Annotated in this window: 23 protein-coding genes; 12 read left to right on the top strand and 11 right to left on the bottom strand. The window is 65.8% G+C overall.

What is annotated here, in order from left to right; all coding sequences use genetic code 11:
* Positions 1 to 15 precede the first annotated feature (15 nt).
* From GGQ90_RS00405 to GGQ90_RS00430, 6 genes are all read left to right on the top strand, one after another.
* On the top strand, positions 16 to 1320 hold the full coding sequence (locus tag GGQ90_RS00405) for a family 1 glycosylhydrolase (protein ID WP_188080296.1): 1305 nt from the start codon (positions 16 to 18) through the stop codon (positions 1318 to 1320).
* A 14-nt stretch (positions 1321 to 1334) separates the two neighbouring features.
* Positions 1335 to 2240 (top strand): alpha/beta hydrolase, encoded by a 906-nt coding sequence (locus GGQ90_RS00410; protein WP_188080297.1) that lies wholly within the window; start codon positions 1335 to 1337, stop codon positions 2238 to 2240.
* The gene (locus GGQ90_RS00415) at positions 2237 to 2665 is read left to right on the top strand and encodes a hypothetical protein (RefSeq protein WP_188080298.1); all 429 of its coding nucleotides are present in this window, start codon (positions 2237 to 2239) and stop codon (positions 2663 to 2665) included. Before GGQ90_RS00410 ends, GGQ90_RS00415 begins: the two co-directional genes overlap by 4 nt.
* A gap of 15 nt (positions 2666 to 2680) precedes the next feature.
* Positions 2681 to 6010 carry a glycosyl hydrolase gene (locus GGQ90_RS00420; RefSeq protein WP_188080299.1) on the top strand — a complete coding sequence of 1110 codons (3330 nt, stop codon included), beginning with the start codon at positions 2681 to 2683 and terminating at the stop codon, positions 6008 to 6010.
* A gap of 61 nt (positions 6011 to 6071) precedes the next feature.
* Positions 6072 to 6302: a hypothetical protein gene (locus GGQ90_RS00425; protein WP_004208426.1), complete on the top strand. Its 231-nt coding sequence runs from the start codon at positions 6072 to 6074 to the stop codon at positions 6300 to 6302.
* Complete coding sequence (locus tag GGQ90_RS00430; protein ID WP_188080300.1) at positions 6292 to 6519, top strand: hypothetical protein; 228 nt, start codon at positions 6292 to 6294, stop codon at positions 6517 to 6519. The genes GGQ90_RS00425 and GGQ90_RS00430 overlap by 11 nt, the downstream gene beginning before the upstream one ends.
* A gap of 164 nt (positions 6520 to 6683) precedes the next feature.
* Here GGQ90_RS00430 and GGQ90_RS00435 read toward each other — a convergent pair whose 3' ends face one another.
* The 6 genes from GGQ90_RS00435 to GGQ90_RS00460 all read right to left on the bottom strand — a co-directional run bounded on the left by GGQ90_RS00435 (position 6684) and on the right by GGQ90_RS00460 (position 12126).
* A complete protein-coding gene (locus GGQ90_RS00435) occupies positions 6684 to 7625 on the bottom strand; it encodes a Gfo/Idh/MocA family oxidoreductase (RefSeq protein WP_188080301.1) in 942 nt (313 codons plus the stop codon).
* Positions 7626 to 7644: 19 nt separating this feature from the next.
* Positions 7645 to 8493, bottom strand: a complete 849-nt coding sequence (locus GGQ90_RS00440) for a class III extradiol dioxygenase subunit beta (protein ID WP_188080302.1) — start codon at positions 8491 to 8493, stop codon at positions 7645 to 7647.
* On the bottom strand, positions 8493 to 8897 hold the full coding sequence (ligA, locus tag GGQ90_RS00445) for a protocatechuate 4,5-dioxygenase subunit alpha (RefSeq protein WP_188080303.1): 405 nt from the start codon (positions 8895 to 8897) through the stop codon (positions 8493 to 8495). The genes GGQ90_RS00440 and ligA overlap by 1 nt, the downstream gene beginning before the upstream one ends.
* 97 nt (positions 8898 to 8994) lie before the next feature.
* Positions 8995 to 10017 carry an amidohydrolase family protein gene (locus tag GGQ90_RS00450; RefSeq protein WP_188080304.1) on the bottom strand — a complete coding sequence of 341 codons (1023 nt, stop codon included), beginning with the start codon at positions 10015 to 10017 and terminating at the stop codon, positions 8995 to 8997.
* Positions 10014 to 10910, bottom strand: a complete 897-nt coding sequence (locus GGQ90_RS00455) for an NAD(P)-dependent oxidoreductase (RefSeq protein WP_188080305.1) — start codon at positions 10908 to 10910, stop codon at positions 10014 to 10016. The genes GGQ90_RS00450 and GGQ90_RS00455 overlap by 4 nt, the downstream gene beginning before the upstream one ends.
* Before the next feature lie 64 nt (positions 10911 to 10974).
* Positions 10975 to 12126 (bottom strand): LysR substrate-binding domain-containing protein, encoded by a 1152-nt coding sequence (locus GGQ90_RS00460; RefSeq protein ID WP_188080306.1) that lies wholly within the window; start codon positions 12124 to 12126, stop codon positions 10975 to 10977.
* A 104-nt stretch (positions 12127 to 12230) separates the two neighbouring features.
* Here GGQ90_RS00460 and ligK point away from each other — a divergent pair, with 104 nt between their 5' ends.
* From ligK to GGQ90_RS00485, 5 genes are all read left to right on the top strand, one after another.
* A complete protein-coding gene (gene ligK / locus GGQ90_RS00465) occupies positions 12231 to 12905 on the top strand; it encodes a 4-carboxy-4-hydroxy-2-oxoadipate aldolase/oxaloacetate decarboxylase (RefSeq protein ID WP_188080307.1) in 675 nt (224 codons plus the stop codon).
* Entirely contained in the window at positions 12898 to 13962 is a 1065-nt protein-coding gene (locus tag GGQ90_RS00470) for a 4-oxalomesaconate tautomerase (RefSeq protein WP_188080308.1), read from the top strand. The genes ligK and GGQ90_RS00470 overlap by 8 nt, the downstream gene beginning before the upstream one ends.
* A complete protein-coding gene (locus tag GGQ90_RS00475; protein ID WP_188080309.1) occupies positions 13959 to 14846 on the top strand; it encodes an amidohydrolase family protein in 888 nt (295 codons plus the stop codon). The genes GGQ90_RS00470 and GGQ90_RS00475 overlap by 4 nt, the downstream gene beginning before the upstream one ends.
* A gap of 156 nt (positions 14847 to 15002) precedes the next feature.
* Complete coding sequence (locus GGQ90_RS00480) at positions 15003 to 17072, top strand: TonB-dependent siderophore receptor (protein ID WP_188080310.1); 2070 nt, start codon at positions 15003 to 15005, stop codon at positions 17070 to 17072.
* An 11-nt stretch (positions 17073 to 17083) separates the two neighbouring features.
* Positions 17084 to 17716 (top strand): DUF4198 domain-containing protein, encoded by a 633-nt coding sequence (locus GGQ90_RS00485; RefSeq protein WP_188080311.1) that lies wholly within the window; start codon positions 17084 to 17086, stop codon positions 17714 to 17716.
* A gap of 38 nt (positions 17717 to 17754) precedes the next feature.
* Here GGQ90_RS00485 and GGQ90_RS00490 read toward each other — a convergent pair whose 3' ends face one another.
* The 4 genes from GGQ90_RS00490 to GGQ90_RS00505 form a co-directional block, all read right to left on the bottom strand.
* On the bottom strand, positions 17755 to 19338 hold the full coding sequence (locus GGQ90_RS00490; RefSeq protein ID WP_188080550.1) for a cytochrome P450: 1584 nt from the start codon (positions 19336 to 19338) through the stop codon (positions 17755 to 17757).
* 100 nt (positions 19339 to 19438) lie between these two features.
* Positions 19439 to 20326, bottom strand: coding sequence for a 3-hydroxyisobutyrate dehydrogenase (mmsB, locus tag GGQ90_RS00495; protein WP_188080312.1), 888 nt, complete (start codon positions 20324 to 20326; stop codon positions 19439 to 19441).
* A gap of 179 nt (positions 20327 to 20505) precedes the next feature.
* Positions 20506 to 21570 carry an enoyl-CoA hydratase/isomerase family protein gene (locus GGQ90_RS00500; RefSeq protein WP_188080313.1) on the bottom strand — a complete coding sequence of 355 codons (1065 nt, stop codon included), beginning with the start codon at positions 21568 to 21570 and terminating at the stop codon, positions 20506 to 20508.
* 11 nt (positions 21571 to 21581) lie between these two features.
* Positions 21582 to 22724 (bottom strand): acyl-CoA dehydrogenase family protein, encoded by a 1143-nt coding sequence (locus tag GGQ90_RS00505; RefSeq protein ID WP_188080314.1) that lies wholly within the window; start codon positions 22722 to 22724, stop codon positions 21582 to 21584.
* 68 nt (positions 22725 to 22792) lie between these two features.
* Here GGQ90_RS00505 and GGQ90_RS00510 point away from each other — a divergent pair, with 68 nt between their 5' ends.
* Positions 22793 to 23098, top strand: coding sequence for a GIY-YIG nuclease family protein (locus GGQ90_RS00510; RefSeq protein WP_188080315.1), 306 nt, complete (start codon positions 22793 to 22795; stop codon positions 23096 to 23098).
* Between the two features lie 64 nt (positions 23099 to 23162).
* Here GGQ90_RS00510 and GGQ90_RS00515 read toward each other — a convergent pair whose 3' ends face one another.
* A complete protein-coding gene (locus GGQ90_RS00515) occupies positions 23163 to 24656 on the bottom strand; it encodes a CoA-acylating methylmalonate-semialdehyde dehydrogenase (RefSeq protein ID WP_188080316.1) in 1494 nt (497 codons plus the stop codon).
* Positions 24657 to 24716: the final 60 nt, after the last annotated feature.

Below are 24716 nucleotides of genomic sequence, written 5' to 3' on the forward strand. Positions count from 1 at the left end.
TAGGAGAGACGGAACATGCTGGATCGCCGCACCCTTCTGGCTACCGGCGCCGCGCTGATGGCCGCCCCGGCCATCGCCGCGCGCAAGAGCGCCACCCCCAATTTCCCCAAGAGCTTCTACTGGGGCGCGGCCACCGCGCCGCATCAGGTCGAGGGCAATAATATCGCCAGCGACCTGTGGTTCGTGGAGAATCAGCAGCCGACCGTCTTCGCCCAGCCTTCGGGCGATGCCTGCAACAGTTTCGCCCTGTGGGAAACCGACCTCGACCTGGTCAAGAATATGGGCCTCAACGCCTATCGCTTCGGCATCGAGTGGGCGCGGATCGAGCCGGAAAAGGGTCTCTTCTCCCAAGCGATGCTCGATCATTACAAGGCGGTGATCGACGGTTGCCATGCGCGCGGCCTGGCGCCGATCGTCACCTTCAGCCATTTCACCGCGCCGCGCTGGTTCAGTGCGCAGGGCGGCTGGACCAACCCGGAAAGCGCACAGCTGTTCGCCCGCTATTGCGACAAGGCGATGCGCGCGCTGGGCCAGGGCATCGCCAGCGCCATCACCCTCAACGAACCCAATATCCTGCTGCTGCTGAAACCCATGCTGCCCCAACAGGTGTGGGACATCCAGAAACTGACGCTGGAAACCGCCGCCAAGCGGCTGGGCGTGCCCAAATATGTCTGCGCCAATGTCGCCGGCTTCGATGACCTACCCGCGCTCCAGACCGGCCTCGAAGCCGCGCACAAGGCGGGCAAGGCCGCGATCAAGGCAGTACGCGGCGACCTGCCGGTCGGTTTCTCGCTGGCGTTGATGGACGATCAGGCGGTCGGCGCCCATTCGGTGCGCGATGCCATGCGCAAGCAGCTTTACGGCAATTGGCTGGAGATCGCGAAGGGCGACGATTTCATCGGCGTCCAGAATTACGAGCGCGCCTTGTGGGGCGACAAAGGCCGCCTGCCCGCGCCCAAGGGCGGGGCCGTCAACTGGTCCGGCACCGAAGTCTGGGCGCCCTCGCTCGGCGGCGCAGTGCGTTTTGCCCATGAAGCGACCGGCGTGCCGATCCTGGTGTCCGAACATGGCGTGGGCAGCGACGATGATGCGGTCCGCGCGAAGTTCATTCCCGAGGCGCTCGCCGGCCTCAAGGCCGCGATCGACGATGGCGTGCCGGTGCTGGGCTATTGCCACTGGTCGCTGCTCGACAATTTCGAGTGGATATTTGGCTACAAGCCCAAATTCGGCCTGCACAGCGTCGATCCGGTGAGCTTCGCCCGCACGGCCAAGCCTAGCGCCGCCGTCTATGGCGCAATCGCCCGCCGCAACGCGCTCTGACGGGGAGGATCGCCATGAAGCGCCTTGTCCTCCTGCCCCTGCTGCTGGCCTCACCCGCCATCGCTCAGATGCCGACGCCCGTGCCGGCACAGGCTCCGGCCGAACCCAATGCCATCCCGCTCTATCCTGATCTGAAGGCGCCCAAGGGCACGACCGAGAATTGGGTGCGCTTCGGCGACGATCTGGCGGTGCGCAACGTCACCGTGCCGACCATCACCCCGGTCCTGCCTGATCCGGCCAAGGCGACCGGCGCGGCGGTGATCGTCGCGCCCGGCGGCGCCTTCATGCTGCTGGCGATGGATCATGAGGGCTGGAATGTCGCGCGCTGGCTGGCCGATCATGGCATCGCTGCCTTCGTCCTCAAATATCGGCTGAACCAGACCCCGGCCGACACAGCCGAGGCATCGGCCTATATGGGCAAGCGCATGGCGGACTCGCTGCGTGATCCCAGCGTCCCGCCGACGATCAGCGAACCGCGCGCCACGCTGGATGCGCTGGCCGCATTGAAGCGGGTTCGAGCGGGTGCCGGCGAATGGGGCGTGGATCCGCAGCGGGTCGGCATGATCGGCTTTTCGGCCGGTGCGATGACCACGCTGAACGCCACGCTGGAGGGCAAGGGCACCGATCGCCCGTCCTTCATCGGCTATGTCTATGGCCCGATGCTGGCGCGCGATGTCCCGGCCGATGCGCCGCCGATGTTCGCGGCGATCGCCAATGACGACAGCCTGTTCCCCAATCCCTCCTATGCGCTCGTCGAAAGCTGGCGCCGGGCGCATGTCCCGGTCGAACTCCACGCCTATGAACGCGGCGACCATGGCTTCGGCATGGGCAAGCCGGGCACGACGACCATGGGCCTGCTGCCGCAGTTTCTGAGCTGGATGGACATGCGCGGCCTGCTGACCCCGAAGGCGGGACAATGACCGGCAGCGTCTCGATCCGGCGCGAGGCGGCGATCAGCGTGGGCATCAACGGCGCGCTGAGCCTGGCCTTCTTCCTCGCCTTGTTCGGCGCCCAGCCGCGCCTGCTGGCCTGGGCCGCGCCCGATCGGCTGGCGCTCGATTTCGTGCCACAGAGCATCGCCGTCGCGCTGATGAGCGCGCTCGTCCCGGCGCTGATCGCGCGGCGACGGGTCGGCGGTGGCGTGCGCCCGATCCTGCTGCGGGCCGCTGGCTTTGCGTTGGCCGGCGCCGCGCTGGGCGGGCTGCTTGCGCTCACGACCGGTGGCCTGCCGCCGATCGGCTGGGGCGCCGCACTGGCCATCAAGATCGCCTATGGCGGCGCGCTCGGCGCGCTGGTCGCCAGCCTGGCGCTGCGGCGGATGCTCTCGTCCGCCCCAATCATCTGAAATGAGGATCCCCCGATGACATTCCGTGCCCTGCGTCTCGCCATGCTGCTGGCCGGCACCGTGCTTGCCATGCCTGCCCAGGCCGACGATCTGGCCGACGGCTTCAACAATCCGCCCCAGTCGGCCCGGCCGCGGGTCTGGTGGCACTGGATGAACGGCAATGTGACCAAGGACGGGATCGACAAGGATCTCGACTGGCTGGCGCGGATCGGCATCGGCGGGGTGCAGAATTTCGACGCCAGCCTGATGACGCCGCAGATCGTCAAGGAGCGGCTGGTCTATATGACAGACGGCTGGAAGGACGCCTTCCGCCACGCCGTCCAGACCGCCGATGCCAGGGGGCTGGAATTCGCGATCGCGGCGTCGCCGGGTTGGAGCGAGACCGGCGGCCCCTGGGTCAAGCCGCAGGACGCGATGAAGAAGCTGGTCTGGTCGGAGACGGAAGTCGAAGGCGGCCAGAAGGTGAAAGGCGCCCTGCCCGCGCCACCCTCAGTCACCGGCGCCTTCCAGAGTGCGAAGTTCAGCGATCCGTTGGCCGGTGGCGCAGAGATAGCCGACCAGCCGCGCTTCTATGGCGAGGCGCGGGTGCTGGCCTATCCGATTGCCGAGGCGGCCTTGCCGACGCCGCGTATCCTCGATGCCGATGGCCAGCCGATCGCAGGCGCGGCCGCACTGGGCGACCGCGATCTCGAAACCATCGCCCAGATGGCCAAGGGCGATGCGGCCCATCCCGGCATGCTGATCCTGGACTATGGCAAGCCGGTCACGGTGCGATCGGCCAGCCTGTTCGTGCCCCATGCCCGGCCCCCCTTCGGCGACCCTGCCTATCGCCCGACGATCGAGGCGGAGACGGCGCAGGGCTGGCAACCGCTCGGTCGCTTCTCGCTGACCGAGGTCGCCTCCACCACCAGCTTCGCGCCGGTGACGGCGCAGCGCTTCCGGCTGGTGCTGTCGGCCAATGATGCGGCCAAGTCGCCGGGCCTGGGCGATGGTGCGCCCGGCGCGGTCATGATGGATGTGTTCGCCCGCCCCGACAGCCCGACGCTGGGCATCGGCGACCTGCGCCTGTCGGCAGAGGCACGGATCGATCAGTTTGAGGCGAAGGCCGGCTATGCCATCGCCTCCGATTATAACCGTCTGGGCATGGGTCCGACCGATGCACCCGCGATCGACCCGGCCAGGGTCATCGACCTGACCGACCGGCTGCGTCCCGACGGGACGATCGACTGGACCGCGCCCAAGGGGACGCGTTGGCGCATCGTCCGCATGGGCTGGTCGCTGACCGGCAAGACCAACCACCCCGCCACGCCCGAGGCGACGGGGCTGGAAGTGGACAAATATGATGCGGCGGCGGTGCGCCGCTATCTCGAAACCTATCTCGCCATGTATCGCGATGCGGTCGGCGCCGACTGGATCGGCAAGAAGGGCATCCGCGCGCTGCTGACCGACAGTATCGAGGTGGGCGCATCCAACTGGACGCCGCGCATGGTCGAGGAGTTCAAGGCGCGGCGCGGCTATGATCCCGTCCCCTTCCTGCCGACCCTGACCGGCGCGGTGGTGGGATCGGCCGCGCGTAGCGACGCCTTCCTGCATGATTATCGGCAGACCCTGGCCGATCTGCTGGCCGACGCCCATTATCGCACGGTGGCCCAGGTCGCGCATGAAAATGGCCTCACCGTCTATGGCGAGGCGCTGGAAAATGGCCGGCCGGTGCTGGGCGACGACCTTGCCATGCGATCGCATACCGATGTGCCGATGGCGGCGATGTGGACCTTCAATCGCGGCAGCGCGCCGCGCCCGACGCTGATCGGCGACATGAAGGGAGCGGCGTCGGTCGCCCATATCTATGGCCAGAATATCGTGTCGGCCGAGAGCATGACGTCGGCCTTCGCACCCTGGGCCTTTGCCCCGGCGGACCTCAAGCGCGTGATCGACCTGGAATTCGTGTCCGGCGTCAACCGGCCGATCGTCCACACCTCCGTCCACCAGCCGGTGGATGACAAGGTGCCGGGCCTCAGCCTCATGATCTTCGGCCAATATTTCAATCGCCACGAAAGCTGGGCCAATATGGCCAAGCCCTGGGTCGATTATATGGCGCGCACCGGCTTCCTGTTGCAGCAGGGCCGCGACCATGCCGACATCGCCTATTTCTATGGCGAGGATGCGCCGATCACCGCCCTGTTCGAGCATGGCGTGCCGGCCGACCTGCCCAGGGATTATGCCTATGACTTCGTCAATGCCGAGATCTTGGCAACCAAGGCGTCGGTGCAGGATGGCGACCTGATCGCCGGCAAGGCCCGTTACAAGGCGCTGTATCTGGGCGGATCGAGCAAGGTGATGACGCTCGCCACCTTGCAGCGCATCGCCGCGCTGGTCGAGGGGGGCGCTACCCTGATCGGCACCGCGCCCGACCGCGCACCCGGCCTGCAGGATGATCCCGCCGCCTTCCGTGCGCTGGTGGCGAAGCTGTGGAGCGGCCAGCCGGTCGGCAAGGGCAAGGTGATTGCCAGCGCCGATATCGACGCCGCGCTCGCCGGCACGGGCATCGGGGCCGATTTCCGTGTGACCGGCAGCGGCGATGCCGGTGCCTATCGCTTCCTCCACCGCGCTTTGCCCGATGGCGACCTCTATTTCGTGACCAATGGCAAGGCGCAGGCCGAGCATGTCGAGGCGCGTTTCCGCGTCACCGGTCGCCAGCCGGAAATCTGGCGCGCGATCGACGGCAGCGCCGCGCCGCTGTCCTACCGGACCGAAGGCAGCGACACGGTCATCCCGCTCGATGTCGGGCCGGAGGATGCCTTCTTCATCCTGTTCCGCAAGCCGGCGCAGGCGCCCGGCCGGACGATCACGCCAATGGCGGTCAAGCAGGTCGCCACCCTGTCGCAGCCCTGGACCGTGCGCTTCCAGCCCGGTCGCGGCGCGCCGGCCGAGATCGCGATGCCGTCGCTGACGGCGCTCGACAAGAGCAGCGATCCGGGCGTGCGCTATTTCTCGGGCGAGGCGACCTATGCCAGCAGCTTTGCCCTGCCCAGGGGCGCCAAACCCGGCGCGCCGCTGTGGCTCGATCTCGGCAGCGTCGGCGATGTCGCGGAGGTGCGGGTCAATGGCCAGGTCGCGGGCACAAGCTGGTTCGCCCCCTATCGGCTGGACGTCGGCAGACTGGTGAAGCCCGGCCGCAACGCGATCGAGGTGAAGGTCGCAAACCTGTGGGTCAATCGCCTGATCGGCGACCAGCAGCCCGGCGCGGACAAGATCACCTTCACCGCCGCCCCCACCTATCGCTCCGATGCGCCGCTGCGTCCGTCGGGCCTGATCGGGCCGGTCACGCTGTCGACGGAACAATAAGCAGGCGCCGCGCGGATGCTCGCTTGAACGAGGGAAAGTCGCCGCCTATCAGGCGGTCATCATGACCGACGATCAGCAGAGCATCCGCGCCATCCTCGACCGGCTGCGCGCCCCGGCGGGCAATCCCGTGGCCCGCGCCCGCTGGCTGGTCGAACGACAGGTGCCCGAAGCGCGGCGCGGCCCCGGCTGGGACCGGCACTGGCGCGAGTTGGAAGCCTATCTGGACAGCCCGGTCAGCTGGTCGGGCAATCGCGACGCGGACGGGATCGAAGGGTGGGACGATGACGTCTGACCGGCTGATCGACATGATGATCGCACGGCTGGTGATCGCCCATGGCAAGAGCAAGCATCATTGGCGCAAGGCGATCGGTCCGGTCCGCCTCTACAGCCGCGCCACCCACCCCCATTGCAACTGGGCCTTCACGCCCAGCGGCACGGCGGGCGAGATATCGGTGATCGAGACGCTGCTCGACGACCTGCACCTGCGCCATCCGCTGATCGATCGCTAATACCAAGACTCGATGAGCTTGCCTCATCGAGTCTTGGTAAAGCCCGCGCGGCGCTTGAGCGTTGCAAGGTGCTGATGCGCCAGCATCACTGCACCTTGTCAAAAACAAAGGGCGTAGACGGCTTGTCGCCATCCACGCCCCCTGCGACCCCGAAGGGATTCCGATCAGCCGGCGAGCTGCGTTTCCAGTTCGCCCAACACGCGATAGCAGTCGAACACCTTGGCGACCGAGCTGTTGGGCTCGCGGCCCTCGCGGATCGCGCTGATGAACTCGCGGTCCTGCAATTCGATGCCATTGCTGGAGATAGCGACGCCGGCCAGGTCGATCGGTTCTTCCTTGCCGTTCACCAGATCGTCGTAGCGGGCGATATAGGTGTCGGTGTCGCCGATATAGCGGAAGAAGGTGCCAAGCGGCCCGTCATTGTTGAAGCTCAGCGACAGGGTGCAGATGGCGCCGGTCTCGCTCTTGAGCTGGATCGACATGTCCATGGCGATGCCGAGGTCCGGATGGATCGGCCCCTGCATCGCATGGGCGGCGACGATCCTGCCGGCCTGATAGGCGAACAGGTCGACCGTGTGCGCGGCATGATGCCACAGCAGATGGTCGGTCCAAGACCGCGGTTCGCCCTTGGCATTGATGTTCTTGCGACGGAAGAAATAGGTCTGCACGTCCATCTGCTGGACGTTGAATTCGCCCGCCTGGATGCGGTTGTGGACGAACTGGTGCGACGGGTTGAAGCGGCGGGTATGGCCGACCATGCAGGTGAGGCCGGTTTCCTGCTGCTTGGCGAGCACCGCCTGCGCATCGGCCCAGCTGTCGGCGAGCGGGATTTCCACCTCGACATGCTTGCCCGCATTCATGCAGGCGATCGCCTGTTCCGCGTGCATCTGGGTCGGCGTACACAGGATCACCGCGTCGACATCGTCACGCGCCAGCGTTTCGTTGAGGTCGGTGGTCACATGGCCGATGCCATATTTCTCGGCGACCTTCTTCGTCGCCTCCAGTTCGCGGCCGATGATCGAGGTGACAGTGACGCCGTCAATATTCTTGAGGCCATCCAGATGCTTTTCGCCAAAGGCGCCGGCACCGGCGAGGGCAATACGCATGATATTCTCCTAGGACAGGTTAGCGGGCGGGTTCGAGCACCAGGTGCCCGACCGCGGTGTTGGAAGCGGGAACATGATAATGGCGGTGCAGCGGCCGGACCTTGTCGCCCAGTGCCCCGCGCATGATCAGCCACATGACCATCTCGATCCCTTCGGACCCGGTCTCGCGCAGATATTCGATATGCTCGATCGCGCGCAGCGCTTCGCCATCGTCGCTCTGGCTCATCAGGTCGAGGAAGCGGTTGTCCCACTCGGCATTGATGAGGCCGGCGCGCGGCCCCTGAAGCTGGTGGCTCATGCCGCCCGTGCCCCAGATCTGGACGTTGAGATCCTCGGGGAAGCTCTCGACCGCGCGAGCGATCGCCTCGCCCAGCCGCCAGCAGCGATTGCCCGACGGCGGCGGATAGGTGACGACATTGACCGCGACCGGGATCACCCGGCACGGCCAGGCGTCGGGCTGGCCGAACATCAGGCTCAACGGCACGGTCAGGCCATGGTCGACATCCATCTCGTTGATGATGGTCATGTCGAATTCGTCGAGGATCAGGCTCTGGGCGATGTGCCAGGCCAGGTCCGGCTCGCCCATCACGTCGGGCACCGGACGCGGCCCCCAGCCTTCGTCGGCCGGCTTGTAGCGTTCGCCACAGCCGATCGCGAAGGTCGGGATGATCTTCATGTCGAAGGCGGAGGCATGGTCATTATAGACCAGGATCACGACATCGGGTTTTTCCTGCGCGATCCATTGCCGCGACCAGTCATAACCGGCGAACAAAGGCTGCCAGTAGGGTTCGGCGGTCTTGCCCAGATCCATGGCAGCGCCGATGGCGGGCACATGGCTGGTGGCGACGCCGGCAGTGATGCGGGCCATCAGCGTTTCTCCTTGATGGAGCGGACGCCCTGAGGCGAGCGGCCGCCGGCGATCATCATCGCCTGATAATCTTCCGGGCTCATCCCGGTCATGGTGCCGACCGCCTGCAGGAAGCTGAGGCCGTCGGTCGAGAACACCTTGGCGAGGAAATAGATGTTCCCGCCCAGGTCCAGGCAGCGATTATAGTCGCGGTCCAGGATCGCCTGTTTCTGATCCTCGGCCATCGGCCATTCGTCGATATAGGCGCGCTCGCCGGCCAGCCAGCGGACGCGGTTTTCCGCCTTCATCAGGCTCATCGCGAACTGGTTCATCCAATAGCCCTGACGCGCCCGCGCCGCCGTATAGACGCGGGTGCCGGGGATATCGTCGAACTCGGCGAGATATTCGTGGATATCGATGCTCATCTCATCCTCTCTTGGCATCCATCCCCCGGCCCTTCCTTCCAACAAAGGACCGGGGGATGAACGCGCCCCTCCGCGGGGATAGGGTTACAGGTCGCGGTTATAGGCCGCGCGCCTTCAATTGCGCGTCGAGCCGGGGGAAGACCCGGCGGGCATTGCCCGCAAAGATCGCGGCACGCTCGCCCTCGCTGATGTCCAGCGCGTCGACATAGCGCTTGGTATCGTCGAAATAATGGCCGGTGGTGGGATCGATGCCGCGCACCGCGCCGACCATTTCCGACCCGAACAGGATATTCTTGTTGTCGATCACATCGGCCAGCAGGTCGACGCCGGGCTGATGATAGACGCAGGTGTCGAAGAAGATGTTGTTCATCAGATGGGTCGACAGGTCGGGCTTCTTGAGCATGTCGGCCAGACCGCGATAGCGGCCCCAATGATAAGGCACGGCGCCGCCGCCATGCGGGATGATGAACTTGAGGGTCGGGAAATCCCTGAACAGGTCGCCTTCCAGCAACTGCATGAAGGCGATGGTGTCGGCGGCGATATAATAGCCGCCGGTCGCGTGCATCGCGGGATTGCAGCTGCCCGAGACATGGATCATCGCCGGCACGTCCAGCTCGACCATCTTCTCGTAGAAGGGATACCAATATTTGTCCGTCAGCGGCGGATGCTGGAAATGGCCGCCGCCCGGATCGGGATTGAGGTTGCAGCCAATGAAGCCCATGTCGACGCAGCGTTCCAGCTCGGCAATGCTGTTGGCCATGTCCGCCTTGGGCGACTGGGGCAGCATGCACACGCCGACGAAGGTTTCGGGGAACAGGCCGACGACGCGCGCGATCAGGTCGTTGCAGCGCATCGCCCATTCCTTCGCCACCGCCGCGTCGCCGACATGGGGCGCCATGGCCGAAGCGCGCGGCGAGAAGATGGTGAGGTCGGCGCCACGTTCCTTGATCAGGCGCAACTGGTTCGCCTCGATCGTCTCGCGGATTTCGGCGTCGCTGATGTCGGGATAGGCGGGGGCAGGCACGCCCGCCTTGAACGCTGCCTTCTGCTCCTCGCGCCAGGCGTCATGCCCCTTGGGCAGCACGGTATAATGGCCGTGGCAGTCGATAATCATGGTCATGCCGCGTCGGCCTTTCCTGTCTGTTCTGCTTTTGCTTGGATGATGCTGTCGATCTTGGCGCCCAGCCCTTCGGGCGGCGTCTTGAGACCCAGCGTGCCGATCGCCTGCTGGCGCTCGACCGTGCCGCGCGTCATCGCGGAACCGGTGCCAAGGCCGTCGAGCGTCTTGACCACTTCCTCCATCTCGGCCGCGCGGCGCAGCCCGTGGACCATCATGCGGTCAAGATTATAGTCGGCGCGGATATCCCAGGGACGCGGCTTCTCGCTGGCGTCGAGCGATCCGATCACCTCGTCCAGCACGCCCGCCGCATCGGCCGCCAGCATGCATTCGGCAGTCAGCGCCTCCAGCCCCTTGACCATGACCGACCGGATCATCTTGGTCGCCGACGCCCGGCCGACGGCCTCGCCGACGACGCGGATATTGATGAAGCCCAGCCGCGCCAGCCCTGCCCGCGCGGCATCGGCATGGGCACCGCTGACCAGCAGCGGCACGTTCAGCCGGGCCGGATCGACCGGCGCCATGACGGCGACATCGACATAATGGCCACCGGCCGCCTCGATCGCGCGGGCCGCCGCCTGCTTGGTCTGGGGCGCGACGCTGTTGAGATCGCAATAGAGGGCGCCGGGGGCGATATGGACGGCGGCAGCCTGTGCCACGGCCAGCGCCTGGTCGGCGGTGACGAGCGAGAGGATGAAGGAAACGGGCGCGACGGCATCGGCCAATGTCGGCACGGCCCGGACGCCGGCCCTGGCACAGCGTGCCAGCATCGCATCGCGGGTGGCGCGATCGTTCGTCTGGATATCATAGACGCGGGCCGCGTCGATCCAGTCCCCCGCCATCGCAAAGGTGGACCCTGCCTCGCCAAATCCGATCAGACCGATTTCCTGCTCCATGTCGGGTTGGATGACGGATCATGTCAGATGCCGCCAATCGAATCCGCTGGGCCAGTATAAGATTTTACGAATTCATATGCACCGCCGCCTGATCGATCGCGGCCATATACTGCTGCTGCAACCGGGTCGGGCGCCAGTCGGCCCGCGTGGTGAGGCCGATGGTCCGGCTGATCGCCCCCGGCGCCGGGCCGATGTCGATCAGCAACCCCGCCTCCAGCTCCAGCGCCAGTTGATCGTGCGACAGCAGGGTTAGATACTCACCGCCGACCAGCAATTGCCGGATCGTCATCACCGATCCGCATTCGATCGGCACCGCCGGCAGATCGCCGCCCAGCGCCGCGAACATCGCCTGCCACAATTGGCGCAGCGGCGTCCCCTCCGGCGGCAGGATCCAGGGATAGCGGCGCAGTGCATCGGCGTCCCAGCCCGTCGCCAGTGCATGACCGCGCCGCGCCAAGATGGTCGGCCGATCCTCGAATAACGGCCGTTGCGTCAGGTCCAGCGCCATCGCCGGATCGCGCAGCGCGCCGACCATCATGTCGATTTCGCCATCGCGCAGCGGGCCGACCAGTTCGGCATGCGATCCTTCATGCACGCTGATGTCGACCAGCGGGAAATCGGCGCGAAAGCGGGCGATCGCATCGGGGATAAGGCGCGCGCGCGACAGCGGCATGGCGCCGACCAGGATGCGCCCGCCCTCTTGTCCGCGCAGGTCGGCCAAATCCTCCAGCCCCTGTCGCAATTCCGCCAGCGCCAGCCGCAGCCGCTGCGCCAGCACCGTCCCGGCCCTGGTCAGCATCACGCCGCGCCCGCGCCGGTCGACCAGCCTTTGCCCCAGCGCCAGCCCCAGATCGCCGACCGCCCGATGCAGCGAGGGTTCGGCCACGCCGGTCGCCGCCGCCGCCGCTGCATAGCTGCCGCCGCGCGCCAGGGCGACGAAGGCGCGCACCTGCGCCGCCGTCACCCGGTTGCTGCCGATCAGCCGCAGCGCCGCGTCGATCCGGGGTTTCAGCCGCTCCGCCGGTTCCAGCGCGACCATGCCGCCGGGCTGGCGCGCGAACAGCGGCAGGCCCAGTTGCGCCTCCAGCTTGGCGACCCCCTGGGTCACCGCCGGCTGGGTCAGGTTGACCGCGCGCGCCGCCAGGCTGACGCTGCCAAGCTCCACCACGGCCGCCATCGCGGCGAGATGACGGATATTGAACTGGTCGGGGTTCATATCCAACACTTAGCAAAAATTTATGCACTGGTTCCAGTTCGGATTTGAGCATCGCGCTGCACCTGTCCACATCGCTGTCAACTTATGCGCTAGGAGAAGGCTTGATGTCCGGCATTGTCGTCCAGAATATCGAACGGGCGGACCTGTCCGTCATCGATGGCCTCGCCAAGGCGGGCGTCGCCACCGTCCATGAAGCCCAGGGCCGCAAGGGCCTGCTCGCCCCCTATATGCGCCCCATCTATCCGGGCGCCCGCATCGCCGGCAGCGCGGTGACGATCTCCGCCCCGCCGGGCGACAACTGGATGGTCCATGTCGCGATCGAGCAGTTGAAGGAAGGCGACATATTGCTGCTCGCCCCGACCAGTCCCTGCACCGACGGCTATTTCGGCGACCTGCTCGCCACCTCCGCCCAGGCACGGGGTTGTCGTGGCCTCATCATCGACGCGGGCGTGCGCGACGTGCGCGACCTCAAACAGATGAACTTCCCGGTCTGGTCCAAGGCGGTCCATGCCCAGGGCACGATCAAGGGCACCTTGGGATCGGTCAACATCCCGGTCGTGTGCGCCAATGCGCTGGTCAATCCGGGTGACGTCATCATCGCCGACGATGACGGCGTGTGCATCGTGCCGCGCGCCGATGCCGCCGCCGTGCTGGAAAAAGCGCAGGGCCGCGAAGCCGCCGAGGAAGCCAAACGCGTCCGCCTGGCCGCCGGGGAACTGGGCCTCGACATCTACAATATGCGCCCGCGCCTGCAGGAAATGGGCCTGAAATATGTCTGACGGCCAGACCAGCACCCGCGTGATGTGGATGCGCGGCGGCACGTCCAAGGGCGGCTATTTCCTTTCGGAAGACCTGCCCGCCGATGGTGCCGCGCGCGACGCCTTCCTGCTGCGGGTCATGGGATCGCCCGATCCGCGCCAGATCGATGGCATGGGCGGCGCCGATCCGCTGACCAGCAAGGTCGGCGTCGTGAAGAAATCCGAGCGGGAGGGCGTCGATGTCGACTATCTCTTCCTCCAGGTCTTCGTCGATCAGGCGATCGTCAGCGACGCGCAGAATTGCGGCAATATCCTGGCCGGCATCGGCCCCTTCGCGATCGAGCGCGACCTCGTCGCCGCGCAGGACGGCGAGACCCGCGTGGCCATCTTCATGGAAAATACCGGGCAGATCGCGATCGCCACGGTGCAGACGCCCGGCGGCAAGGTCCGCTATGATGGCGAGGCCAGGATCGACGGCGTGCCCGGCAGCGCCGCGCCGATCCCGCTGGAGTTTCGCGACACCGCCGGCTCCTCCTGCGGCGCGCTGCTGCCGACCGGCAACGCCTTTGACGAGGTGGAGGGCGTGCGCGTCACCCTGATCGACAATGGCATGCCCTGCGTCGTGATGAAGGCGCAGGATGTCGGCATTACCGGCTATGAAGACCGCGACACGCTGGACAAGGACAGCGCGCTCAAGGCCCGGATCGAGGCGATCCGATTGGCCGTCGGCGAGCGGATGAACCTGGGTGACGTGCGCGAAAAGTCGGTGCCCAAGATGATGCTGGTCGCCCCGCCCCGCGATGGCGGTGCGGTCACGGTGCGCAGCTTCATCCCGCATCGCGCCCATGCCTCGATCGGCGTGCTCGGCGCGGTCAGCGTCGCCACCGCCTGCCTGATCGAAGGATCGCCCGCGGCCGAGGTGGCGTCGATCCCCCAAGGCAATCGCAAGACGCTGTCGGTCGAGCATCCGACCGGCGAGACGACCTGCGTCATGGAACTGGACGAGAGCGGCGCGGTCACCAGCGCCGCCATGCTGCGCACCGCGCGCAAGCTGATGGATGGAGAGGTTTTCGCATGACCGCCCCCCAACTTGGCCGGATCATTAGCTGGCACGGCAATCCGACCAAACCGCGCTACACCCCGCCGGCCGGTGCGATCGACGCCCATTGCCATGTGTTCGGCCCGATGGCGCAATTCCCCTTCAGCGCGAAGGCGAAATATCTGCCGGAAGATGCCGGCCCGGACATGCTGTTCGCGCTGCGCGACCATCTGGGCTTCGCCCGCAACGTCATCGTCCAGGCAAGCTGCCACGGCACCGATAACGCGGCGACGCTGGAGGCCATCGCCAGGTCGAACGGCAAGGCGCGCGGCGTCGCCGTGGTCGATCCGGCCATTTCGGAGGCTGACCTCGCCGCCCTGCATGAGGGCGGAATGCGCGGCATCCGCTTCAATTTCCTGAAACGCCTGGTCGATGACGCGCCCAAGGACAGGTTCCTGGAAGTGGCGAACCGCCTGCCCAGGGGCTGGCATGTCGTCATCTATTTCGAGGCGGACATATTGGAGGAACTGCGCCCCTTCATGGACGCGATTCCGGTGCCGCTGGTGATCGACCATATGGGCCGCCCGGACGTGAGCCAGGGGCCGGATGGCGCCGACATGAAGGCGTTCCGCGCCTTCCTCGACAGCCGCGACGACATCTGGTTCAAGGCGACCTGCCCGGATCGTCTGGACCCGACTGGAGACCCATGGAACGCCTTTGCCGATGCGGTCGCACCGCTGGTCGCCGACTATCAGGACCGCGTGCTGTGGGGCACCGACTGGCCGCACCCGAACATGCAGGATGCGATCCCCGATGACGGCCATCTGGTCGACATGATCCCGCGCATCGCCCCGACGGAGACATTGCAGCGCAAGCTGCTGATCGGCAATCCGATGCGGCTCTACTGGCCCGAGGAATTATAAGGCCACAGCCGGTTTCCAACCAGCGCACGGCCGCTCCATCGGGAGCGGCCGGTTGCATTTGCGCAACATGCCTTTCGCAAATGCAAGTCAACAGAATTGCGAACGAATATCAATATCGCTATGGGCGCCCCATAACCGAGTCACGGGGGATCCCATATGAAGAAGTTCATCGCATTGAGCGGCGCGGCCCTGATCGCGCTGTGCCATGGCACCGCCTGGTCGGCAGAGGCGGCCGCTGCGGACGCCCCCCGCACTGACGAAGACAGCATCGTCGTCACCGCCGCGACCACCGGGTCCAAGACGGACACCGCGCTGGTCGAGCTGCCCCAGCCGATCAAGGTCATCACGTCCGAACAATATCTGTCACAGGGTGCGATCAGCATCAGCGACACGGTGAAATATGCCGCCGGCGTGCTGGCCAATCCCTATGGCCGCGATACCCGCGTCGACGGTTTCAACGTGCGTGGCCTGGATGCGCTGCAGTTCCGCGACGGCATGCGCGACATCTTCAGCTATTATGCGTCGATCACGTCGGACCCCTATAATTTCTCGCGCGTGGAAATCCTGCGCGGTCCGGCATCGGTGCTGTTCGGCCAGGGGTCGATCGGCGGCCTGGTCAACCTGGTCAGCAAGACGCCCGATTTCACCACGCGCGGCGAACTCAACCTCGTCTATGGCAGCTATGACCGCAAGGAAGCGATGGGCGACGTCAATGTCGCGCTGGCCGACAATCTGGCGGTGCGCTTCGTCGGCCGCGTCCGCGACGCCGACACCTATGTCGACCATGTCCCCGACGACCGCGTGATGTTCGCGCCCTCGATCCGCTGGCAGCCGACCCCGGATACCGACATCGTGCTGACCGGCCTCTATCAGGAGGATGATACCGGTTCGACGTCGCAGTTCCTGCCGATCGTCGGCACTTTCATGCCCAACAATGTCGCGGGCGAGCAGCTGGATCGCTACACTTTCGTCGGCAAGGCCGGCTGGGATCGCTATGATGGCCGGTCGCTGCAGGGCGGTGGCTCCATCACCCATCGCTTTTCGGACAATATCAAGCTGAACCTCAAGGCGCGCTATATCGACAGCGACCTGGAATATAACACCCATTATGCCGACAGCTATTCCAACCCGCAGGATCCCTTCTCGGTCTATGGCACCGACGGGCGCACCATCGCGCTGACGGCCGACGCCAGCGACGCGCGGATGAACGTCTTTTCGACCGACAACAACGTCCAGTTCAATTTCAACACCGGTGCCAATATCGAGCACAAGCTGCTGGTCGGTATCGACTATAGCTGGAACAAGGTGTCCAAGCGTTATGCCGGCGGCTATGAACTGGTCGACCTTTACGACATCGATTATGATGCGCTGGCGACCTATGATCCGACCGGTCCGTTCACCAGCGACAGCCAGAAGCAGCTGGGCGTCTATGTCCAGGACCAGATCCGCTTCTATGACCGGGTATCGGTCGTGCTGGGCGCCCGCCGCGATCGCGTGACCGGTTCTTCGGGCCAGAAGGACAATGCCACCACCTTCCGCGCCGGCATCATCGGCGAAATCGGCGCCGGCATCTCGCCCTTCTTCAGCTACACCGAAAGCTTCCTGCCGGTCGCCGGCCGGATCGACAATGGCGATGGCAGCTATGGCGATGCCTACAAGCCGCAGACCGGCACCCAATATGAAGCCGGCGTGAAGTGGCAGCCGGCGCCCAGCACCCTGGTCACCGCCACCGTTTTCAAGATCAAGGAGCGCAACCGCGTCCTCTATCTCGCCGCCGGCGGCACGACCCAGTCGGGCGTGCTGAACACCAAGGGTTTCGAGATCGAGGCGAGCCACACCCTGCCCGGCAATTTCGAGCTGCTGGCCAATTATGGCTATTCGAAGCTGAAGTCGGAAACCAACACCAGCCTCGACTATATGCCGCGCCACACCGCATCGCTCTGGTCCACCAAGACCTTCGGCCTGGCCGACGAGGCGCAACTGCGGCTGGGCGGCGGCGTCGTCTATAGCGGCAAGAGCGTGTCGACCAGTTCGATCTGGTCGATCGTCACGCCGTCGCGCACCACCGTCGACGCGCTGGCGGAAATCACCTGGCAGGACTGGCGTTTCGCGCTCAACGCGACCAACCTGCTCAACAAGAAATTCTACGCGTCCTGCCTGGCGCGTGGCGACTGCTTCATGGGCGCGCCGCGCAACGTCATGGGCACGGTCGGCTTCCGTTTCTGAGGAGAGAGACTATGCTGAAATGGACTAGTGCGCTGCTGGCGATCGCCTGCCTGCCCGTGATGGCGCAGGCGCATGAAGTGTGGGTCGAGCGTGACGGCGCCGGCCCGGCCCGCATCTATCTGGGCGAACCGGGCGATCCGCTGCCCGAAGGCGGCGACCCCGAGTTCGAGAAGCTGAAGGCGCCCAAGCTGGTGCCTGCATCCTCCGCCGCGCAAGTGCGCAAGGCCGGCTATATCGAGGTCGCCGTGCCCGCCGGTGACGTGCGCGTGATCGACGACAGCGTGTTCGATCCCTGGGGCGAGGACGGCAAGAAGGAAGGCGTGATCTATTATGCGCGCGCCGGCCGCAGCGAGGCCAAGGCGGGGATGCCGCTGGAAATCGTGCCGACCGCTGCGGGCGCCAACAGCTTCACGCTGGTCCGCGACGGCAAGCCGCTTGCCGGGGTCAAGGTGACCGCGATCTCGCCCGACAAATGGTCGAAGGGCTTCGTCACCGACGCCCAGGGCCGCGTGACCCTGCCGATCAAGGAAAAGGGCCGCTACATCCTGACCGCGACGCAGGAGGAAAAGGGCGACCTCAGCCTGCGCGGGGCCAAGGTGGCGACGCTCTACAACATCGCCACGCTGACCTTCGTCAATAATTGAGACCGGAGCGGCGCGGGCCATCGACCCGCGCCGCCGTCTCAAGCGGCGAGAGCCGCCAGATCGGCATCCAGCGCGTCGAGCGCCGCATCGGTGAACTGCGACGGTGCAAAGGGCTGGATCGCGCGGAGCGTCATGCCCCTCGCCATGGCGATGCGCTGGTCATCGGCCACGCCGGGAAAATAGCGATCGAGCAGGCTGCGCGTCTGCGGATCGGCCAGCAGCACGCCGATCTTCGTGCGAGCGGTCGACAGCATTTCGTCCTGCGGTTCCGCCTGCGGTTGCGGCTTTTGCCCCGCAACGGGGAACGCCCCTGCCCCTGCCTCTGCCTGGTCGGCCAGCGCGGCGGCCGATGGCGTCAGGGTCAGATGCAGATCGGCCAGCCCGCGAATAATGAAGCTCGGCTCGAAATACAGGTCGCGGGCACCGGGCGGGCCATGGCGGGCCGGGTCGAGTTCGATCGCGCTGCTATGCTCCAGAAATTTCTCCAGGATGATCCGCACCTCGACACGGGCAAGCGGCGCGCCGGCACAGACATGCTTGCCCCGGCCGAAGGCGACATGCTCGCGGATACGGGGACGATCCAGTTGCAGATCGGCCGGCCCCGCCCAGCGCGCAGGATCGCGATTGGCCGCCGCCAGTGCCAGCAATATGCAGGTGCCCGCTGGCACCGCCCGATCGCCGATCCGGGTATCGCGCCGCGCGACCCGCGCCGTCTGCTTGCTCGATCCCTCGATCCGCAGCACCTCCTCGATCAAGGCCGGGATCAGCGCCGGGTCAGCGCGCAGCTGGTCCTGAAGGCCCGGCTGATCGACAATATAGCGCATGGCGTTGCCCAGCAGCTTGGCGCTGGTGTCCTGACCGGCGCCGAACAGGAAGGTGGCGAGATTGACGATCTCCGCCACGCTGGGGGTGGTCCCGTCGGCATATTTGGCCAGCGCCAGCTCGGTCAATATATCCTCGCGCGGATGACGCCGCCGATCCTCGACATAGGCGGCGAAATAGGAGCCCATGACGATCAGCGGATGCCCCTCCCCCGCATAGTCATTGTCCGCCGCGTCCAGGCTGCCGGGCGGCGGTGCGGCATCGATCAGGTCCATGAAGCGCTGGCGATCCTCCGCCGGCACGCCCAGCAGATCCGCGATCACCAGGGTGACGAAGGGGGTGGCGATGTCCCGGATCAGTTCGGCGCGCCCCTGCGCCACCGCCTGGCGCACCAGATGGTCCGAATAATCCGATATGAAACGCTCATTCGCCTTCAGGCGAGAGGGAGTGAACAGCCGGTTGACCAGCCCGCGCAACATTGTGTGGGGCATGTCGTCCAGCCCGACCAGCATCGTGCCGCCGGGAAAATCGGGCCGGTGCGCTTCGAGCTGCGCGCTGATGTCGCTGCCCTGCGGCACGAAAGGCAAGGGGGCCGCCGCCCCCTGTAGTGCGTTGACGGCGGAAAAATCCTGGGCATTGGCGAGGACTTCGAGCGTTTCCGCAAAGCCCGTGACGATCAGATAGTCGCGCCCCGGCGGCTGATAGACCGGGCCATGTGCCCGGACCGCCTCGAAAAAGGCGTAGGGATCCTGCAATATGCCGCGATCGGTGAAATAGTCGCGCGCCTCCAGTGCCACCATCATCTCTCTCTCCCATGCTGCCGTCACGCGCGCAGGAGCGATCGCGCAACCACATATGATACACAGTAGATCATATGTGGTTGCAGTCAAGTCAGGGATGTCAGGCCGCCGCGCCCTTGAGGAAGCGGATCATGGAGGAGAAATCCTTCGCGCCCGCGCCGCTGTTGACGAGCGCCTGGTAGAGCGACTCTGCCGCCGCCCCCATCGGCACGCTGGCGTCAACGCCATGGGCGGCCTCCACCGCAAGCTTCAGATCCTTGAGCATCAGCGCATTGGCAAAGCCGCCCTCATAATCGCGGTCGGCCGGCGTTTCCGGGCCGACGCCGGGCACCGGACAATAGCTGGTCATCGACCAGCTCTGCCCCGACGCCTTTGATGAAATGTCGAAGAAGGTCTGGAGATCGAGGCCCAGTTTTTCGGCGAGGGCGAAGGCTTCGCAGGTGGCGACCATGGTGGCGCCCAGCAGCATGTTGTTGACGATCTTCGCCGCCTGCCCCGCGCCCGCCGCGCCGGCATGGATCACGGCCTTGCCCATCGCCTGCAAGATCGGTTCGGCGCGGGCGAAGGCGGCATCTTCGCCACCCACCATGAAGGTCAGGGTGCCGCCATTGGCCGCCGCAATGCCGCCCGACACCGGCGCATCGACCATGGCGAGGCCGTGTTCGGCCGCCTGTTCGATGACGGCGCGGGCGGAGGCGACGTCGATGGTCGAACAGTCGATCAGCAGCGTGTCCGGTCCGACCGCGCCCAGCAATTGCTCGCCATAGACGGCGCGGACATGCTTGCCGGCGGGCAACATGGTGACGACGATGCTGACACCCGTAACCGCATCCGCCGCCGATGCCGCGCGCGTGCAGCCAGCCGCTTCGGCGCGGGCCAGCGCAGCTTCGGACAGGTCGAAGGCGGTGACAGCGTGGCCCGCCTTCACCAGATTGGCGGCCATGCCGCCGCCCATATTGCCCAGGCCGATGAAGCCGATGCTGCTCATGTCCGTCCTCTCCTTTTATTATATCAGAATCTGTTTGGAAAATGCGCGGAAGAGCGCATTTTCGATGCGGCACCAGCCCGCACCCCCACCCGACCGCCCAGACATGGTACCCTGATGGGCGGTCGGGTGGGGGTGCGGGCCGGTGCGGATGCGCCAGCGGCGCATTTCCAAATACACTCTCAGGCGTCGACCGCCGCCTTGGGCAGCGGCGTCCAGCGCTCGCCGTCCGGCAGCGGCGCGAAGATCGCGTCGACCAGCTGGTCGGTCACCGCCTCCACCGTCGGCGGGTTCCAGCGCGGCTGGTTGTCCTTGTCGACGATCAGCGCACGCACGCCTTCGACAATGTCGGGGCGGGCGATGATGCGGCAGGCGAGATCATATTCCATCGCCATATTGTCGACGAAGCGGGTCAGGCGGCTGGCCTGCGCCAATTGCCGCAGCGCGACCTTCATCGTCTGGGGCGATTTGGTGTCGAGCGCGGCCAGTTGCGCCTGCGCCCAGTCCGATCCGTCGGCGCGCAGCGCGGCATAGATATCCTCCAGCCGGTCGCTGGCGAACAGCCGGTCGATATCCGGCAGGCGGGTGGCGAAATGGCTGTCGGGCGGGGTGACGGCGAAGCGCACCAGTACCGCGTCGATATCGGACGGGTCGGCGATGATCGCCGCCTTCGCCTCCTCCAGCCGATCGCTCGGCAGATAGTCGGTGGCAAGGCCGAGTGCGATCGCGTCCGCCCCGTCGATGCGCGCGCCGGTGACGGCGAGATAGCGGCCCGACCGACCCGGCAGGCGCGAAAGATACCAGCCGCCGCCGACATCGGGGAACAGGCCGATGCCGGTTTCGGGCATGGCATAGACGGTGCGTTCGGTCGCGACGCGATGGCGCGCCGGCTGGGCGATGCCAACGCCGCCGCCCATGGTGATGCCGTCCATGAAGGCGATCACCGGCTTGCCATAGGTGAAGAGCAGATGGTTCAGGCGATATTCGGTCGCGAAGAAATCGCGCGCGGCCAGATTGTCGCCGGCCGCGCTCTCCGCGATCAGGCGGATGTCGCCGCCGGCGCAGAAGCCGCGCCCTTCGGCATGGTCGATCATCACCGCGCGGATCGCCGGATCATCTTGCCAGGCGAGCAGCGCGTCGGTCATGGTCGCACACATGGCGCGGGTCAGCGCATGGATCGCCTTGGGCCGGTTCAGCCGCAGGCGGCCGACGCCGCCCTCCACCGCAATCAGCATATCGTCGGTCATGGTCACCCCCTTCAGGCCTTGAGCAGTTCGCGGGCGGTGATCATGCGCATGATCTCGTTCGTGCCCTCCAGGATGCGGTGGACGCGCAGGTCGCGCCAGATGCGCTCGACCGGATAGTCCATCAGATAGCCATAGCCGCCATGTAGTTGCAGCGCGCGGTCGGCCACGGCCGAACCGGTATCGGTCGCAAAGCGCTTGGCCATGGCGGCGAATTTGGTCTTGTCGGGCGCGCCCTCGCTCACCTTCGCCGCAGCGAGATAGAGCAGCGCGCGGGCGGCCTGAAGCTCGGTCTCCATATCGGCCAGGGTGAACTGGGTATTCTGGAAATCGGCGATCGCGCGGTCGAACTGGCGCCGGTCGCGGGTGTAATTGACCGCCTCATCCAGCGCGCGCTGGGCGCCGCCGAGCGAGCAGGCACCGATATTGAGACGGCCGCCGTCGAGCCCGGCCATGGCGATGGCAAAGCCCTGCCCCTCCGCGCCGACGCGATTGGCGACCGGCACGCGGACACCGTCGAAATTGACCTGGGCGGTGGGCTGCGAATGCCAGCCGAGCTTGCGCTCCTGCGCGCCGAAGCTGACGCCATCCATGTCCTTTTCGATCACCAGGCAACTGATGCCCCTGGGGCCATCCTCGCCGGTGCGGACCATCACGACATAGATGTCATTTTCGCCGCCGCCCGAAATGAACGCCTTGGAACCGGTGACGACATAATGGTCGCCGTCCCGGACTGCGCGGGTGCGCAGCGATGCCGCGTCGGAGCCGGCTGAGGGTTCGGTCAGGCAGTAGGAGGCGATCGTCTCGCAAGTGACGAGCGACGGGAGATAGCGCTGCTTGACCGCCTCGTCGCCGAAGCGATCGATCATCCAGGCAGCCATATTATGGATCGATATGAAGGCCGAGGTGGAGGGGCAGCCATAGGCCATCGCTTCCATGACGAGCGCCGATTCAAGCCGGCCAAGGCCGATGCCGCCGCTCTCCTCCGACACATAGATGGCGCCAAAGCCCAGTTCAGCGGCCTGACGGATGGTGTCGCGGGGGAAATGATGATCCTCGTCCCACCTGGCGGCATGGGGCGTGATCGCATCCGCGGTGAAGCGCTGCGCCAGTTCCTGCACGGCGCGCTGCTCGTCGGTGAGGTCGAACTGGGTCATGGGGCTTGTCTCATTCTTTCAACTTGTCATGCTGACGGATGTCAGCATCCATTTAGCGCGGTGCCGGAATGAACCGTCAACCTTGCGTCTATATCCTTGCCAGCGGGCGTCATGGCACAATCTATATCGGGGTCACATCCAACCTGATGGCGCGGCTGCATCAGCATCGCACCGGCGCTGTCCCTGGCTTTACGGCACGTCACGGGGTAAAGCGGCTGATCCATTATGAAATGGCCGAAACGATGGACGCCGCCATCGTGCGAGAAAAGCAATTGAAAGCCTGGCGACGCGACTGGAAGATCGCGCTGATCGAACAGGATAATCCATTCTGGGAAGATCGTGCCGTCATGCTGGGCTTTCCGCCTCTGGCCTAGAGAGAATGGATGCTGACTTTCGCCAGCATGACGGAGGAGGCATTGCCGTGCCTCCCCGCTCCCCTCACCCCATGGTCGGGATGACGAAGGCGCTGTCGCCGGTGGCGCCGCCGTCGGGCCAGCGCTGGGTGACGGTCTTCACTTTGGTGAAGAACTTCACGCCTTCCATGCCATGCTGGTTGGTGTCGCCAAAGGCGCTGCGCTTCCAGCCGCCAAACGTGTGATAGGCGACCGGCACCGGGATCGGCACATTGATGCCGACCATGCCGACATTGACCCGCGCGGCAAATTCCCGCGCGGCATGGCCGTTGCGGGTGAAGATGGCGACGCCGTTGCCATATTGGTGGTCGCTCGGCAGGCGCAGCGCGTCCTCGAAACTGTCAGCCCGCACCATCTGAAGCACGGGGCCGAAAATTTCCTCCTGATAGCTGCGCATCTGCGGCGTCACCCGATCGAACAGGGTCGGACCGACGAAGAAGCCCTGTTCATGTCCCTGCAGGCTGAAGCCCCGCCCGTCGACCACCAGTTCGGCGCCTTCATCGACGCCCATCTGGATATAGGATTCAATCTTCGCCTTGTGCGCGGCGGTGACGACCGGGCCATAATGGGCGTCGGCATCGGTCGAGACGCCGACCCGCAGCGCGTCGATCGCCGGGATCAGCTTCTCGCGCAGGGCGATCGCCGTCGCCTCGCCCACCGGCACCACCACCGGCAGCGCCATGCAGCGCTCGCCCGCCGAACCGAAGGCCGCGCCGGCCAGGTCATTCACCACCTGGTCGAGATCGGCGTCGGGCATGACGATGCCGTGATTCTTGGCGCCGCCCATCGCCTGGACGCGCTTCCCCGCCTCGACACCGCGGCGATAGACATAATGGGCGATGTCGGACGAGCCGACGAAGCTGACCGCTCTGATCTCGGGATGGTCGAGGATCGCGTCGACCATTTCCTTGTCGCCATGGACGACCTGCAACACGCCGTCGGGCAGCCCCGCCTCCCGCATCAGTTCGGCGAGGCGCACGGGGACGCTGGGGTCGCGTTCGCTGGGCTTGAGGATGAAGGCATTGCCGCAGGCGATGGCGACGCCGAACATCCACATCGGGATCATCGCGGGGAAATTGAACGGGGTGATGCCGGCGACCACGCCGAGCGGCTGGCGCATCGAATAGACGTCGATGCCGGGGCCGGCGCCCTGGGTATATTCGCCCTTGAGCACATGAGGGATGCCGCAGGCGAACTCGATCACCTCCAGCCCGCGCTGGATGTCGCCCTTTGAGTCGGCGATCACCTTGCCATGTTCGGAACTGAGCAGATGGGCGAGTTCGTCCATATTCTGTTCGACCAGCGTCTTGAAAGCGAACATGACACGGGCGCGGCGTTGCGGGTTGGTCGCGGCCCAGGCCGGCTGGGCGGCAAGTGCGGCGGCCATGGCAACATCGAGATCGGCCTGGGTGCCGAGGCGCACCTGCGCCTGTGCGGTGCCGCCATTGGGGTCGAAGACGTCGCTGGTACGGCCGCCATCGCCCACATGACCGCTGATGACATGATCGATGATACGCATGGTCCATCCTCTCCAATATGCTTTTGGCCAATATGCTTTCACCCGCCTTGCAGCATATCA

Source organism: Sphingobium scionense (assembly GCF_014197035.1).
Taxonomy (GTDB): domain Bacteria; phylum Pseudomonadota; class Alphaproteobacteria; order Sphingomonadales; family Sphingomonadaceae; genus Sphingobium; species Sphingobium scionense.